Annotated in this window: 10 protein-coding genes; 7 read left to right on the forward strand and 3 right to left on the reverse strand. The window is 69.9% G+C overall.

Features of this window, described 5'->3' with window-relative positions; genetic code table 11:
* Nucleotides 1-216: 216 nt before the first annotated feature.
* The 4 genes from E3O60_RS05465 to E3O60_RS05480 all read left to right on the forward strand — a co-directional run bounded on the left by E3O60_RS05465 (nucleotide 217) and on the right by E3O60_RS05480 (nucleotide 8,416).
* Nucleotides 217-2,415 (forward strand): S9 family peptidase, encoded by a 2,199-nt coding sequence (locus E3O60_RS05465; protein ID WP_134480241.1) that lies wholly within the window; start codon nucleotides 217-219, stop codon nucleotides 2,413-2,415.
* Nucleotides 2,416-2,539: 124 nt separating this feature from the next.
* Nucleotides 2,540-4,825, forward strand: coding sequence for a bifunctional diguanylate cyclase/phosphodiesterase (locus E3O60_RS05470; protein WP_166788954.1), 2,286 nt, complete (start codon nucleotides 2,540-2,542; stop codon nucleotides 4,823-4,825).
* Nucleotides 4,826-4,891: 66 nt separating this feature from the next.
* Nucleotides 4,892-5,347 carry a GyrI-like domain-containing protein gene (locus E3O60_RS05475; RefSeq protein WP_134407969.1) on the forward strand — a complete coding sequence of 152 codons (456 nt, stop codon included), beginning with the start codon at nucleotides 4,892-4,894 and terminating at the stop codon, nucleotides 5,345-5,347.
* A 48-nt stretch (nucleotides 5,348-5,395) separates the two neighbouring features.
* A complete protein-coding gene (locus E3O60_RS05480; protein WP_134497353.1) occupies nucleotides 5,396-8,416 on the forward strand; it encodes an SNF2-related protein in 3,021 nt (1,006 codons plus the stop codon).
* Between the two features lie 11 nt (nucleotides 8,417-8,427).
* On the opposite strand, the gene E3O60_RS05485 is transcribed toward E3O60_RS05480, so the two are convergent.
* Complete coding sequence (locus E3O60_RS05485) at nucleotides 8,428-9,060, reverse strand: NADPH-dependent F420 reductase (RefSeq protein WP_088456813.1); 633 nt, start codon at nucleotides 9,058-9,060, stop codon at nucleotides 8,428-8,430.
* A gap of 110 nt (nucleotides 9,061-9,170) precedes the next feature.
* On the opposite strand from E3O60_RS05485, the gene E3O60_RS05490 reads away from it, so the two are divergent.
* Together E3O60_RS05490 and E3O60_RS05495 are read left to right on the forward strand one after the other, a co-directional pair.
* Nucleotides 9,171-9,677, forward strand: coding sequence for a MarR family winged helix-turn-helix transcriptional regulator (locus tag E3O60_RS05490; protein WP_088456814.1), 507 nt, complete (start codon nucleotides 9,171-9,173; stop codon nucleotides 9,675-9,677).
* A gap of 3 nt (nucleotides 9,678-9,680) precedes the next feature.
* A complete protein-coding gene (locus tag E3O60_RS05495; protein WP_134480247.1) occupies nucleotides 9,681-10,040 on the forward strand; it encodes a hypothetical protein in 360 nt (119 codons plus the stop codon).
* Here the strand turns inward: E3O60_RS05495 and E3O60_RS05500 are convergent.
* Entirely contained in the window at nucleotides 10,037-13,549 is a 3,513-nt protein-coding gene (locus E3O60_RS05500; RefSeq protein WP_241993207.1) for a bifunctional RecB family nuclease/DEAD/DEAH box helicase, read from the reverse strand. The two genes, E3O60_RS05495 and E3O60_RS05500, sit on opposite strands and share 4 nt — an antisense overlap.
* Before the next feature lie 96 nt (nucleotides 13,550-13,645).
* Between E3O60_RS05500 and E3O60_RS05505 the strand changes: the two genes are divergently transcribed.
* A complete protein-coding gene (locus tag E3O60_RS05505; RefSeq protein WP_088456816.1) occupies nucleotides 13,646-13,936 on the forward strand; it encodes a GNAT family N-acetyltransferase in 291 nt (96 codons plus the stop codon).
* A gap of 179 nt (nucleotides 13,937-14,115) precedes the next feature.
* Here E3O60_RS05505 and E3O60_RS05510 read toward each other — a convergent pair whose 3' ends face one another.
* Nucleotides 14,116-15,366 carry an exonuclease domain-containing protein gene (locus tag E3O60_RS05510; RefSeq protein ID WP_134407971.1) on the reverse strand — a complete coding sequence of 417 codons (1,251 nt, stop codon included), beginning with the start codon at nucleotides 15,364-15,366 and terminating at the stop codon, nucleotides 14,116-14,118.
* Between the last annotated feature and the right edge of the window lie 112 nt (nucleotides 15,367-15,478).

The raw sequence follows: 15,478 nt of genomic DNA on the forward strand, positions 1-15,478 counted from the left end.
GGGATGGCGCGTTGTCGGGGACGGGGTGCGGGGTCTCGGCAAGCTCGACCGACGGGATGGGCGCGTTGTCGGGGACGGGGTGCGGGGCTGGTTCGACGAGGCCAGCGCGGCGTCGACGGCGGTTCAGGGCACCCCCCGAACAGGAATCCCGCGCGCGGCGGCTGCTGCTGCGGAGTTCCACGGGACATGGTCGGACGAGATGGCTACGCTGAGTTCATGAACCTTCCTCCCGTCGCCGCCCGGAAGCCCACGCGGCGCATCCACCACAACGATGTGTTCGTCGACAATTACGAGTGGATGCGCGACAAGGACGCCCCGGAGGTCATCGCGCACCTCACTGCCGAGAACGCATACACGGATTCCCGCACCAGCCATCTTGAGCTGCTGCAGGAGCAGATCTTCGAGGAGATCAAGGACCGCACCCAGGAGACCGACCTCAGCGTTCCGGTGCGCCGTGGGCAGTGGTGGCACTACACCCGCTCGGTGGAGGGACAGGAATACGGCATCCACTGCCGCGCGCCCATCTCGGGTCCGGATGACTGGACTCCCCCGGTCATCGAACCGGCGACCGGCACAGACGCGACCGGCACCGACTCGACCGGCGCACACACGGGTGACGCCGCCCCCGGCCTGCCCGGCGAGCAGGTGCTGCTTGACGACAACGCCGAGGCCGCGGGCCACGACTTCTACTCCCTCGGCAGCTTCGACGTGAGCGACGACGGCAGCACCCTGCTCTACGCCGTTGATATCGAGGGCGACGAGCGCTACACGGTGCGGATACGCACCATCGCCACGGGCGAGAACCTGGCCGACGAAATCCCGAACACCAGCGCCGGCGCGCTCTTCGACCCGAGCGGCCGATACGTGTTCTACACGACCGTCGATGACGCCTGGCGCCCCGATACGGTTTGGCGCCACGAGGTCGGCACCTCGGTCGAGGCTGACGTGACGGTGTTCACCGAGCCCGACGAGCGTTTCTGGGTGGGCGTCGGCCGTTCGCGCAGCAACCGATACCTCATGATCGAGGCCGGCTCCAGCGTCACCAGCGAGACCTTCCTTCTTGACGCCGCCGACCCCACCGGCGAGTTCACGGTGGTCTGGCCGCGGCGCGACAACGTGGAGTACGACGTGGAGCACGCCGTCATCGACGGCGAAGACCGCCTGCTGATCGTGCACAACCACAACGCTGTGAACTTCGAGCTCGTCAGCGTGCCGGCCGCCGATCCGAAGGACCCGGGCCGGGTGGTGCTGCCGCACAGCGAGCGCATCCGCCTGGAAAGCGTCGACGCGTTCCGCGACTTCGTGGTGGTTGAATATCGCAAAGACGGCCTCACCCGGGTGGCCTACGCCACCAAACGCGGCGGCGGCCTCACCGAGATCACCTTTGACGAGGAACTCTTCTCGGTGGGCACCGGCGGCAACCCCGAATGGAACCAGCCGACCATCCGTCTGGGCTACACAAGCTTTGTGACCCCTTCGACGGTCTACGACTACGTGGTCGCCACCGGCGAGCTGCGCCTGCTCAAGCAGCAGCCGGTGCTCGGCCACTACGACCCGACCCTGTTCGAACAGCGCCGCGAATGGGCCGTTGCCGCCGACGGCACCCGGGTACCCATCTCCATCGTCTACCGTTCCGACCTCGTCGAGCCCGGCGTCCCGGCCCCCACCCTGCTCTACGGCTACGGCTCCTACGAGATCAGCATCGACCCGTCCTTCAGCATCTCCAGGCTCAGCCTGCTTGACCGCGGCATGATCTTCGCGGTCGCCCACGTGCGCGGCGGCGGCGAGCTCGGCCGGCTCTGGTACGAAAACGGCAAGACCCACCAGAAGCGCAACTCGTTCACCGACTTCGTCGCCTGCGCCGAGCACCTCATCGACTGCGGCTACACCTCGCCGGACAAGCTCGTCGCCGAGGGCCGCAGCGCCGGCGGACTACTGATGGGCGCCGTGGCGAACATGGCGCCGTCCCTGTTCTCCGGCATTCTCGCCGGGGTGCCGTTCGTCGATCCGCTCACCTCGATCCTCGACCCGAGCCTGCCGCTCACCGTGATCGAGTGGGACGAGTGGGGCGACCCGCTGCACGACGCCGAGGTGTACGCCTACATGAAGACCTACTCACCGCTGGAGAACGTGCACCAGACGCACTACCCGCGGATCCTCGCCGTCACCAGCCTCAACGACACCCGGGTGCTCTACGTGGAGCCGGCCAAGTGGGTGGCGAGACTCCGCGAGGTGGGGGCGGATGCACTGCTGAAGACCGAGATGTCCGCCGGCCACGGCGGCGTCTCGGGTCGCTACGCCGGCTGGCGCGAGCGGGCCTTCGACTACGCCTGGCTGATTGACGCGGCCGGGGCGCATCCGTCTGGTGAGGGCGAATTCGCCTCCCTCAGCGGCGCAGACGGCGGTACTGCATAGCCTGCCGATGGCCGAATGGGGGGAACCTGGTCGGCGACGGTGTGTGACCCAGTAAAGTGAGCAGGTCGCGGCAGTGTGTCCGCAAGCTACTTGGTCTCGGAGGGGGGACTCGACAGTGACGTCTGTGTCGGCCATCCCGCGTCCTCGACCGCGGCTGTCGCGTGCCGATTACGTCGTGTTCGGTGGCATCGGCGTGGTGCTGCTTGTCAACCTCATCGACCTGGTTTTCCACGGCGTCGGATCCAACCCGCTCGTTGACGGCTGGTTGGCCGTGCTCAGCAACTGGGCAGCCGTGGTTCTGGTCTGGCTGGCCGTCAACCGGGTACGCCTCACCCGGCCCGACATCCTCCTCGCCGCGGCAGCGGTGACCGCACTGGCCGTGGGTGACACCGCGTACAGGCTGCTGCCCGACGATGCCGGCGCCGAACTCATACCCTCGCTCGCGGACACCTGTTATCTGATGTTCTACGTCTTCATGGTGGGCGTGCTCGCCGTGATCGCCCACCGTGGGTTGCGCGCTCAGGCCTGGCCGGTGCTCCTTGACAGCGCCGTCGGCGCGTTGGGCGCCGCCTCGGTGCTCGCCGTGCTGCTCTCCCCCGCCCTGGAAACCGGCGGCCCGTTTTCGGTGACCGTCTTCCTCAGCATGGCGTTCCCGGTGCTGGACCTGCTGCTCATCGCGGCCCTCGCCGGCGTCGCTGCGATCCCGGGCCGGGTGTTAGGTCGCTCCGGGCTACTGCTGACCGCCGGTCTGCTGCTCTTCGCGGGGGCCGACACCGTCTACGCCGGGCAGGCGCAGGTCGAGTCGGTGCTCATCGGATCGGGCCTTACCGGCGCATGGGCGATCGGCTTCGCTCTCATCACAGCGTGGGTGCTCGCCTCGGTGCGCCGCCGCACCCTGCCGGGGCACTCGTCGATCACCGCCGTCGCCGACGGCACCGTCTACGCCGCCACCTCGGTGGCGGCCCCGATGTCGGCCACGGCCGCCGCCCTGACCGTGCTGCTGCTGGCCAGCCAGACCCACGTCTCGGTACTGGCCGTCGGCCTCGCCGGCGGCACTCTGGCACTGGCCGCGATCCCGCTGGCCTTCAGGCAGCGCCAGCTGCACTCGCTCTCACGTACCGACGACCTGACCGGCCTGCCCAACCGCCGCGCCCTGGCGGTGGATGTCGCCGCCCGGCTGCATGACGTCGACGCCCGGCCGAGCGCCCTGCTGGTGCTGGACCTGGACAGGTTCAAGGAAGTGAACGACAGCCTCGGCCACGAAGCGGGCGACCAGCTGCTCGGCCAGATCGGCGCCCGGCTCTCCGCCGCCCTCCAGGCCGGTGATCTGCTCGCCAGGCTCGGCGGCGACGAATTCGCTGTTCACCTGCACCACGCCGACCGCAAACGCGCCACGGCCATGGCTCGCCGGTTACGCCTGGTGACCGCACGGCCCATCGTCATCGGCGGCCTCAGCCTCGAGGTCGGGCTGAGCATCGGCATCGCTCTGGCACCTGAGCACGGTTCAGACCTGAGCGGGCTGATGCGCAAGGCCGACATGGCCATGTACACGGCGAAGTCCAGCCGGGTAGGCCAGCACGTCTACTCCCCCGGCGACGACAGCAACGACGAGGCCCGCCTGCGCACCCTGCACGAACTGCGCATCGCGCTGGCCGAGAACCAGCTCGTGCTGCACTACCAACCCAAGGTGCACCTGGCCACCGACACCGTGCCGGGCGTCGAGGCACTGGTGCGCTGGAACCACCCCACGCGAGGACTGTTGTACCCCGCCGCGTTCCTGGATGTGGCCGAAAACGGTGGCCTGATGCGCACCCTCACCCGGGTGGTCCTCGAACTCGCCCTCGACCAGGCCGTGCTCTGGCAGGCCCAGGGGCGCACGGTGACAGTGGCCGTGAACCTGTCGTCGCGGTCGCTGGCCGACTACCAGCTCGCCGGGGTGGTCACCTCGATGCTCACCGACCGGGGGCTGCCCGGCTCCGCCCTCATGCTCGAGGTCACCGAGGAATTCCTGCTGGTGGACCGCGACCGCGCCCGCAACATCCTGCTGCGCCTGCGGAACGCCGGCGTACTGATCGCCGTCGACGACTTCGGCACCGGCTACAGCTCGCTCGCCTACCTGCGGGACTTGCCGATCGACGAACTCAAGCTCGACCAGTCCTTCGTCATCCCGATGCTCGACGACGACAGGGCGTCGGCGTTGGTCGCTTCCTCGATCCACCTCGGCCACAGCCTGGGCATACGCATCGTGGCCGAGGGCGTGGAGACCGCGGAGGTGCTCCACCAACTGGAACGCTTCGGCTGTGACGTGGCCCAGGGCTATCAGCTGTCCCGCCCGATTCCCGCGGCGGAGCTGGAACGCTGGCTCGACGCTCGCACGGCGCTGCCTGCCGGGATGCGGGCCATCCGGTAGCCGGCCGCTGCGGGTGTGCCCGGCGCGCGAGTGGGAATAGAGTGACCCCGAGCGAAGGAGCACACCATGCAGATCGACAGGGTCGAACTTGAACCGCGCACCCTGCTGGGGGTACACGAGAACGTGAAGATGGCTGACCTCACCGAGTACTTCGGGCGGGCCTTCGAGGTGTCCGCCGCGGCCATGGCCGCCCAGGGGCTGACGCCCGCCGGGCCGCCGCTGGCGCTGTATCACGGCATGCCCACCGACACCGTCGACGTCACGGCGGGCTTCCCCATCGCCGGGCCCGCCCACGGCACGGCCGATGTCGTCGTGACCGAGCTGCCGGCCGGATCAGCCATCGCGAGCGTCTACACGGGGCCGTACGACGGGATGACCCGCACCTACGACGAGATCGCCGCCTGGTTGCGGGAGCAGCACCTCACCCCCGGCATGGACATGTGGGAGGAATACCTCAGCGATCCCGAGACGAATCCCGACCCCGCGACCTGGCAGACCCGGATCGTTTTCCCGCTGACCTGAGCGGACGCCCCGGCCCGGCTGTCGGCGGGTGCGTGAGACCATTGAGCCATGCCGCCCACCCCGCCGTCGCCTGGCGCCGCCGACTGGAAGTCGGCCGTTGAGGCCCTGACCGGCCCGGCCGCGGCGGAGCCGACCCTGCCGCCCGTCGCCGAGCCCGGCGACGGCGCCCGCACGGCCATGGGCCTGCTCTTCGAGTTGCGCGAGCAGACCCCGCGCAGCAACGACCGCTGGCGCGGGGCCACCGCCGTGCGTGCCTCGGCCGGCCGGGCCAGGACCGGCGCCATCCGGCTCGGCGTGCGTCCGGTCCTCCGCAGCGACTCCGGCAAGTGGGTGAAGTCCACGATCACCTGGAGCAACGTGGGCTACCAGCTCAATCGGCAGAACCTCAATGTGGCGCAGCACCGCTGGTTCTGCCAGTTCGTGCCGCTGCACAGGGTCGACCGGCCGGTCTACAACGGCCAGGACACTGAGTGGCTCTACCTCGACGAGTTCGAGAGCCCCCTGCTCTGGCACCTGCTCGCCGAGGCCCAGCGGCTGGGCATCGGCCTCACCGGCAGCCACAAGGACGCTGCCGTGACGGTGGCCGCCACGGCGAGTGTGCTGCTCGATGCGGTGCAGACTACTGAGGCCCTGACCCTCTCCCCCGTGCTCAGCATCGACGGGCACCGGCATCCGGTCGGCGACGCCGGCGCACTCGGCGACCACGGCGTCTACGCGTACAGGCTCGGCGCCGACCCCGCCATCGTGCTGGCCCCGAGCCTCGAGCCGCTCAGCGCCGAACAGCGCCGACTCCTCGGCGGCACCGGCGACCGGGCCGCGGTGCGGCCCGGCCTGGTGGTGCCGGCCGGCGAGGTCGACGAGTTCTTGCGCGAGTATTACCCCACCCTGCGCCGCAGCCTGCCGATCGTCAGCACGGATGCCTCCATCGAGTTCCCGCCGCCGCCCCCGCCGGTGCTCGTGCACACCGTGAGCTTCGAGCCGAAGCAGGCGGTGCGGCTGGATTGGCAGTGGCAGGGCGACCGCGACGAGCAGGCCGAGACCGAGGTGCTGGACCGGGTGACGACCGCCGTGCCCGACCTGTCGGCGCCGGCCGATCCTGACGCACCAACCGTGACCCTCAAGGGCCTCCCCGCCGCTGAGTACACCGACCGAACCCTGCCCAGGCTCGAGACGATCGCGGGGGTGCGAGTGCAGCTGGTGGGCGACAAGCCGGACTACCGCGAGCTCACCGGAGCCCCGCAGCTGATCGTGACGACGGTGGAGACCGAGAAGCGCGACTGGTTCGACCTCGGCGTGATCGTGCGGATCGACGGCCGCAGCATCCCGTTCAACCCGATCTTCACGGCGCTCGCGAAGGGGCGCAAAAAACTGCTCCTGGTGGACAACAGTTACCTCTCGCTCACCCAGCCGGTGTTCGACAGGCTGCGGGAGCTCATCGAGGAGGCCAGGGCGCTGTCGGAATGGGAAACCGGGCTGCGCATCAATCGGCACCAGGCCAGCCTGTGGTCGGACTTCGAGGACCTCGCCGACGAGACCGAGCAGGCCGTGTCATGGCGGGCCGCTGTGGGCGGGCTGCTTGCCCTCGACCGCGGTGCCGCGGATGCCGCGGCCCTGCCCAGGGCCACGCCGCTGCCGGCCGGGCTGACCGCCACCTTGCGCCCGTACCAGCTGGCCGGATTCGAGTGGCTGGTCTTCCTCTGGGAGCACGGCCTGGGCGGCATCCTTGCCGACGACATGGGGCTGGGCAAGACTCTGCAGGTGCTGGCGCTGCTCAGCCACGCCGTGCAGACCCCGGCCGACGAGCCTGCGGAGACTGCGGAGCCCCGCCGGCCGTTCCTGGTCGTGGCGCCCACCTCCGTGGTCTCCAACTGGCTCGCTGAAGCGGCCCGGTTCACGCCGGGCCTCCGCGTGCGCTCGGTGACCAGCACCCAGGCCACCAGCGGCCGCAGCCTGGCCGACCAGGCCGAGGGCGTCGACGTTCTCGTCACCTCCTACGCGCTGCTCCGCCTCGACTTCGACGCCTACCAGGCGCACGGTTGGTCGGGGCTGATCCTCGACGAGGCCCAGTTCGTGAAGAACCGCACCTCTCAGCTGCACCGCGCGGCCCGCGACCTGAACGTGCCCTTCAAGCTGGCCGTCACCGGCACACCCCTGGAGAACAACCTGCTCGAACTCTGGGCGCAGTTCGCCATCGTGGCGCCGGGCCTGTTCCCCTCGGCCCGCCGCTTCACCGAGGAGTACCTGCGCCCGGCCGAACGCAAGGTGCGCTCCCAGCGCGAGCTGATCGACCGGCTGCGGCGGCGCATCCGCCCACTGATGCTGCGGCGCACCAAGGATGTCGTGGCCAGGGACCTGCCGGCCAAGCAGGAACAGGTGCTGCGCATCGACCTCGACCCCGAACACCGCGAGATCTACGACACCTTCCTGCAGCGCGAGCGGCAGAAGCTGCTGGGACTGATGGACGACCTCGAGGCCAACCGGTTCATCGTGTTCCGCTCGATCACCCTGCTGCGGATGCTGAGCCTGGATGCCTCGCTGGTCGACGACCAGTACGCCGGAGTGCCCTCGAGCAAGCTCGACGCGCTGTTCGAGCAGCTCGACGAGGTGATCGCCGAGGGGCACCGGGCCCTGATCTTCAGCCAGTTCACCTCTTACCTCGCCCTGGCGGCCGCCCGTCTGGACGCCCGCGGGGTGCGGTACAGCTACCTCGACGGCTCGACCGCCGACCGGCCCGGCGTCATCGACCAGTTCAAGGCCGGGGACGCACCGGTGTTCCTGATCAGCCTCAAGGCCGGCGGCTTCGGTCTGAACCTCACCGAGGCCGACTACGTGTTCCTGCTCGACCCCTGGTGGAACCCGGCCAGCGAGAACCAGGCCATCGACCGCACCCACCGCATCGGCCAGACCCGCAACGTGATGGTCTACCGGCTGGTGGCCGCCGACACCATCGAGGAGAAGGTGATGGCGCTCAAGGAGTCCAAGGCCAAGCTGGTCGAGGCGGTCCTCGACGACGACGCGGTCTTCGCACAGTCCCTCACCCCCGAAGACATCCGGGGCTTACTCGAATAGGGTCCTCGGGGTTACTTGACGAGGGCGAAGCCGCCGGTCCAGCCGATGGAGGAGCCGGCCGCGAGGGTCAGCTGCAGGAAGCCGAGGGCTTCGAGCTCACGGGCGCGCTTGAGGGCGCCGGCGTCGAGGGCGAGTACACCACCGGCGATCAGCAGGGCGATCAGGGCGTCCTTGGCGGATGCGTCGTCGCCGGCGACGAGCACCGTGGTGGGGGCGACGCCGTTGACACCATTGGTGGCCAGGGTGGCGGCGAAGGTGGTGTTGAAGGCCTTGAGCACCCGGGCGCCGGGAACGGTCTCGGCGATCACCTGCGCGGCCGAGCCATCCGCCGGCACGACGAGCGAGTCGAAGGTGGCGAAGTCCAGCGGGTTGCTGATGTCGACCAGGATCTTGCCGTCCAGCTGGCCGGCGTACTGTGCCAGCACCCCGGCGACCGCCGGGTACGGCAGGGCCAGAACTACGATTTCACCGGTGAGGGCATCACCGGCGACTCCCGACGTGACGGATTCGCCGGCCAGAGCCGCCGCCGCCGCGGTCTTCTCGGCGTCCTGTGCCAGCAGCTGAACCGAAGCGCCGCCCTTCGCCGCGATCGTCGCGATGGCGGTTCCCATGTTGCCGGCTCCGATGATGCTGATGCTCGTCATGACATACTCCCTCTCGCCTTGCGGCGGATAATTAGTTGTTGATACAAGTAACGTACCGGCTTTTAGTTGTCGCGTCAACCAAAGCGGGACCTGCTTGATAAGCTATCCCCATGGACACGAACGAAACGCCCGCCGTGCAGGGACTCAACCAGGCCCAGCTGCACGCCTGGCTGCGCTTCGTTGCGGTGGTGGAGCTGGTGCCCGGGCTGCTCGACTCCCAGTTGCAGCGCGACTCCGACCTGAGCCACTTCGAGTACTACGTGCTCGCGATGCTCTCCGAAGCGCCCGACCACACCCTGCGAATGACCGGGCTGTCCTCGATGACCAATTCCAGCCTGCCCCGGCTCTCGCACGTGGTGCGCCGGCTCGAAGACCGTGGCCTGGTCAAGCGCACACCGTGTCCGAGCGACCGGCGCGCGACGAACGCCAGTCTCACCGAGGAGGGCTGGACCGTCGTGCAAGCCGCGGCGCCCGGGCACGTGCGCACGGTGCGGGAGAACGTGATCGACCCACTCACCGACGAGCAGGTGGCGCAGCTGGACGCGATCTCGAACCAGCTGCTGATGAAGCTCGACCCCACCAACCGTCTCAACCCCGGGGCCCCGAAAGGAGTCTGAGCCATGCGGATCACCCGACTCGAACCCGGCGAGGTCTTCGTCTTCGGGTCCAACGCGACCGGGCTGCACGCGGCCGGTGCCGCCGCCCTGGCGCACGAGAGGTTCGGCGCGGTTTGGGGCCAGGGCCACGGGCTGCACGGTCAGTCGTATGCGATCGACAGCATGAGCGGGTTGGCGGTACTGCAGCACGAGGTGACCGGGTTCGTTCGGTTCGCGGCCGAGCATCCGGAGCTCAGGTTTCTGGTGACCGAGATCGGCTGCGGCATCGCCGGCTACACGCCCACCGAGGTCGCCCCGTTTTTCGCGGAGGTCGGCGCCAATGTCGTGCTGCCGGAGCGGTTCGCGGCTGAGCTCGAGCGCTAGACAGCGGGCCCCTCGACGAGGTCGATGAAGGCACTCAGCTGCGCGAGAGTGCCCGCGTTGTGGGGCAGGGCATCCGTGAGCGCGGGCGAATAGAGCAGGTACGCCGCCCACTGCGCGCGGGAGATGGCCACGTTGAGCCGGTTGGCCAGGAGCAAAAACTCGAGCCCGCGCGGCACCTCCTCGGCGCTGGATGCGGCGAGCGACACGATGGCCACGGCCGCCTCCCGGCCCTGGAACTTGTCGACGGTGCCCACGCTGACCTCGTGCCAGCCGTCCCTGGCCAGCCGCTGCCGGATCACCTCGACCTGCGCGTTGTACGGGGCGACGACGATGAGGTCGTGCTGGCCGAGCGGGGTGCTCTCACCGTTCACGGTCCAGGGGCGGCCCAGCAGCGAGCCGATCAGCTCGGCCACGGCGTCGGCCTCTTCGGATGACGAGGTGGAATTGAGGGTGTGCGGCACGGGCAGCGGATGCAGGCCGGGCTCGACGCCGTCGAGGTGCCGGGCGGCGGCCCGGGACTCGAGTTTGCCCTCGTAGGAGAGCCTGGAGACGGGCGCACACACCGCGGGGTGCATGCGCCAGCTCTTGGCCAGGAAGTAGCCGAACTCGGCCGGCAGCACATCGTGCCCGTCGGTGAGCCAGCCGAGCGCGGATACGTCGACGGGCTCCGGATGCGAACCCTGGCTCACCTGCGGCAGCTGCTGAGGGTCGCCGAGCAGCAGCAGGCGCCGCGCAGACACCGCGGAGGCGATGGTGCTGGCCAGCGAGAACTGGCCGGCCTCGTCGATCACGAGCAGGTCGAGCGAGCCCGGTTCGATGCGGGCGGCGTTGCTGAAGTCCCAGGCGGTGCCGCCGAGCACGAAGCCGCCGGCCTGACCGGTGAACTCGGCGAAGCCGGTGGGTGCGAGCGCGATCCAGCCGTTCTCCCGCGGTTCCTCCCCCGCCTTGGCCTTCTTTCCCACGTGCCCGGATGCGAGCCCGGCCTTGAGCACGGCGCTGAGCATGTTCTCCACTGTCGCGTGCGACTGGGCGACCACGCCGATCTTCCAGCCGTGATCGCGCACGAGCTCGGCGATCACCCGAGAGCCTGTGTAGGTCTTGCCGGTGCCGGGCGGGCCCTGCACCGCCAGGTAGGACCTGTCGATGCTGAGCAGGCTGTCGCGGATGGCGGTGGTGATGTCGCCGTTCACCGGTGGAAGCGATTCGTTGGTCGAGCTTGTCGACGCCGTGCTGAGCCTGTCGAAGTAGACCGAGCGCCGCGGCGGCACCCTCCGCAGAACGTCCAGGGCCGCATCCGGCAGCATGGCCGGCAGGGCGTCGAGCACCCGCTGCCCCCACTCGGCGATCGCCGGCACCTGCGTGCCGGGCGGTGGCGGCGTGGCCGGGGACAGCGCCATCGGCAGCTGGTCGTAGGCGTCGACGCCGCGGCCGAGCTTCTCGGTGACGTAGAGCACTTCTTCACCGGTGGCCTCATCGACCAGGCCGGTGATCTCGGTGCGCTCGTGCGCCAGCCGGGAGCCGGGCTCGCCGGTCTGCGCGAGCGGCGGGTAGGGCGCGTCATAGAGCAGGAACGGTTTCTGGCCGAGCTTGAGCGAACTGCCCGGCGCCGGCTCGCCCTCGATGCGCAGCAGCCTGGACAGGTTGCGGTCCCGGCCCACCAGCGCCCAGTCACGCTCGACCGTGACCTGCGCCACGATCAACACGTCCCGGGTCGCCGACCACTCGTCGACGGGGTTGCGCAGCCTGTCGAAGTGCTCCTGCCAGAACTTCTTGCCCTCCCGGCGGTGGTAGTCGATGGCGGCGGAGGCCAGGGCGATCGCGGTCTGGTCGGCCGTGCGGTCGCCGGGCGGAGCATCCGCCACCTCGGCCGCCAGCGCCAGGTAGACCGGGCTGGGCTCCCGCACCGGGATGGCCAGCTCCAGGTCGCGGGCGGCGGCGCGAGGGATGCCGGCCTCGTCGGCGCGGGCGAGCAGCCAGTCGCGCAGGCGCAGCGTGGAGAGGCAGTCGTATTCGTTGTAGTCGGCGATGGCGTCGAGCTTGGTCTGGGCGGCATCCGTCTGTCCGGCCCGGAACAGGTCGCGGGAGTCGGCGTATTCGGTGATCGAGTCGGCGGCGTTGTCGACGCCCTCGCGGTGGTCGTCACCCATGTAGAGCGGTTCGAGCTTCTTGATCGAATAGCTGCGGGAGCCCACCCGCAGGCTCTTCTTGACCACGGGGTAGAGGTCCACGAGCACATTGCTCTGGAGCAGATCGTCGACGGCGTCTTCGCCGACCCCGTGCCGGGCGGCCAGGGCGAGCAGGTGGGTACGTTCGTAGGCGGCGTAGTGGTAGATGTGCAGGGCCGGGTGCTGGACGCGGCGCTCGGTCACGTAGGCCAGGAAGTCCATCAGCGCCTGGCGTTCCTCGGCATAGTCGTGCGCCCAGAACGCACGGAAGGTGCCGTCGGTCTCGATCAGGCCGAAGAGGTAGTCCAGGCCCCAATCCGGGCTGTCGGTGCCCGCGGCGGTCTCGCTGTAGAGCGGGTCACCCTCGAAGTCGAAAAAGATGTCACCGGGGTCGGGCTCCGGCAGGGCGCCGAGCGCCACCGGGTTGTAGACCTCGACCGCGGGGGCGTCGGCGTGGCCTGGCTGCCCGGTGGCGAGCTGGCGGGACTGCAGCTGCAGCCGGGCCTGGGCGCGCAGAGCCGCCACGGTGGCGTCGACCAGTCCGTCGACCGGCCCGGTGCTCGCCGCCAGGGCCTCGATCGTGGTCAGGCCGACCTCCAGCAGGTGCCGGCGCTGGGTGAGCCGCATGCCGGCTACGAGCAGCACGTCCCGGTGCGCCTCCACCTCCACGGAGCAGGCCGCGCAGCGCCCGCAGGCCGTGTAGCGCGGGTCACCCCACGGGGTGGGCTCCGGGTCGGCGATTCGTTCGTCGATGAGGCGTTCGAGCCGCGCACGGCGCTTGCGGTACACCGGCAGGATGTCGCGCAGCCGGTGCGAACTCGTGCGTCCGTCGCCGAGCAGCAGGTGCACCTGCTCGCCGGTGCGGATGCCGAGCCTGTCCAGCTGGTCGCTGTACGCGGCCACCTGCAGCAGCGCGGTGATCTTCGCGGAGCGCGCCAGCTTGGTGTCGTAGACCTCGTAGGCGCCGTCGTCTGTGCGCATGATGAAGTCGGCGAACCCGACGAAGCGGCCGTCGAAGAAGGTGGCCTGAAAGAGCACGTCGGACCCGGCCCGGAACGCGTCGGCCGTGACGGCGGCCGCCTCCGGCAGTTCCCTCATCGACGGGCGGGCGAACTCGACCACGTCGCGGCTTTGCCGCAGCCGTTCCAGGTAGCGCAGCTCGTGTGCGTCGCCGAGCGCGCCGGCACGGCGCAGCATGGCGTCACCCTCGTCGGGCACGGTGTCGATGCGGCCGAGTTTGCCGTCGAGCTTGCGCATCAGCGCCCACTCGCAGCCCGCGGCGGCGCCGAGGTCGCTCGCACTGAAGATGACTGTTTTGTCGAGCGTCGAATCGAGCAAGAACACTGGTGCGCCTCCACCTGCTGGGATCTGGTCAGGTTACCGGAGGCCACCGACACCGGCCCGCACCCCGCAGCGCGCCCGCCGGTCTACGCTTATCTGGTGACCACAGTTCTCGTGCACGAACCGGATGCCTCCCGCTACGCTCTCTACATCGACGGCGAGCTCGCCGCCCTGGCCGACTACCTCGTGCGGGGCGACACCGTGTCGTTCAACCACACATTCACCGATCCTCGCCGCCGCGGGCAGGGCCTGGCCGGGCAAGTTGTGTCCTTCGCGATGGACGACGTGGAGGCGACGAGCACCCGGGCTGTGTCCCCAGACTGCTGGTACGTGGGCAAGTGGTTCGCGAAGCATCCGGAGCGGGCGAACCTGCTGCGGGTGCGCGGCTAACGGACCTGTTCGCCGCCGTCGCCACGCTGCCGCGCTCGAGGCGCATCCGCGCGCCTCGCGGCACACCTTATGCGTCACGGCACACCCTGTGCCTCGCGGCACACGAAACAACCTGTGCCGCCGGGACTAACCTGTGCCGCCGGGACCGAACCGTGCCGCGCGACCCGTAGTCGAGCGGATCAGGCCCCGGCGAAGCGGGCGCTGGACAGCCGGGCGAGTGTGGCCTCGTCGACGATGGGAATGCCGTAGTCGCGGGCCTTGCGGGCCTTGCCGGAGAGTGAATCGGCGTCGGCCGCCACGAGCAGCTTGACCTTCTTGGTCACCGCCCGCCACGGCACCAGGCCGAGCTCGCGCAGCTCCCGCTCCAGTTCGCTGCGAGTGCGGCTCATCTCGCCCGTCAGCACGACCAGATCGCCGGCCACCAGCACGAAGTCGGCGCCGGCCGGCGCCGCGCCGGCCGGAGCCGGGGTCTGCTGTCGGGTCTCGTCGAGCGCCGCGGCGATGGTCGCGGTGGGAATCGCGAGGAGCATTCCCACGCTCACCAGGTCGGCGAGCTCGGCGCCGGTGAGGATGCCGTCCGACCAGGCGAGCGCGGTCAGCGCGGCGAAGTACTGCCGGTGCAGCGCCTCGCAGGTGGCCCGGTTCAGGCCGAGCTCGCCGGCCAGCCGCACCAGCGACTGGGCCTCGTGCACCGACAGCGCCCGGTCGAGCAGGCACCGATCGAGCAGGGCCAGATAGTCGACGTATTCGGCCGGGCCGGCCACATCCGGCAACCGGGTGGTGATGCGCTCGAGGAAGGAGTCCGCGGTCATCGGGTGCGACGAGACAGTGCGGGCGCACCACGCCGTGGAGGACACCGCGCCGGCCGGCCAGGCCGCGGCGGCGGCAGCGGCGAGGTGCGCGAACCAGAACTCCGGCGCATCCGCCGCCTCGATGTACGCGGCGAGCAGCCGGGCGGTGGCGAGAGCGTCGACGGAGGCCCGGTGGGCGCCGTCCAGATCGATGTCGAGGGCCGCGCAGCAATCGGCGAGGGAGCGCCCTGCCCCGGGCAGGAAGTCCCGGGCCAACTGCATGGTGCACAGGCTGACGATCTCGGCGGGCGCGCCATGGCCGGCGCGGCTCAGCTCGGCCAGCAGAAACCGGATGTCGAAGCTCGCGTTGTGCGCCACGAGCACGCGGCCGCGCAGCAGCTCGATGAGCCGCGGGGCGATCTCGGCGAAGGAGGGGGCGTCGAGCACGTCGGCCGCGCGGATGCCGTGGATGTCCTGTCGGCCGAGGTCCCGGCCCGGATTGACCAGCGTCTCCCAGCGGCCCTCGATGCGGCCCCGATCGCTGACGTGCACCACGGCGAGCTCGATGACCCTGTCGTGGTGAGCGGGAAAGAGGCCGGTGGTTTCGAAATCGATCACGGCGAAACCAGGACCGGCCATGGGGCTCCTTCGCAATCTGTATGCCTGACTCTAGCCCGCGGGCAGGGTCGAGTGCGCCGCGGATGCGCGGCAGTGGACCGGCCGGTGACCGGACGGGGTGTGGCGGGTGCCG

Source organism: Cryobacterium sp. TMB1-7, from assembly GCF_004402435.1.
Taxonomy (GTDB): Bacteria; Actinomycetota; Actinomycetes; order Actinomycetales; family Microbacteriaceae; genus Cryobacterium; species Cryobacterium zongtaii.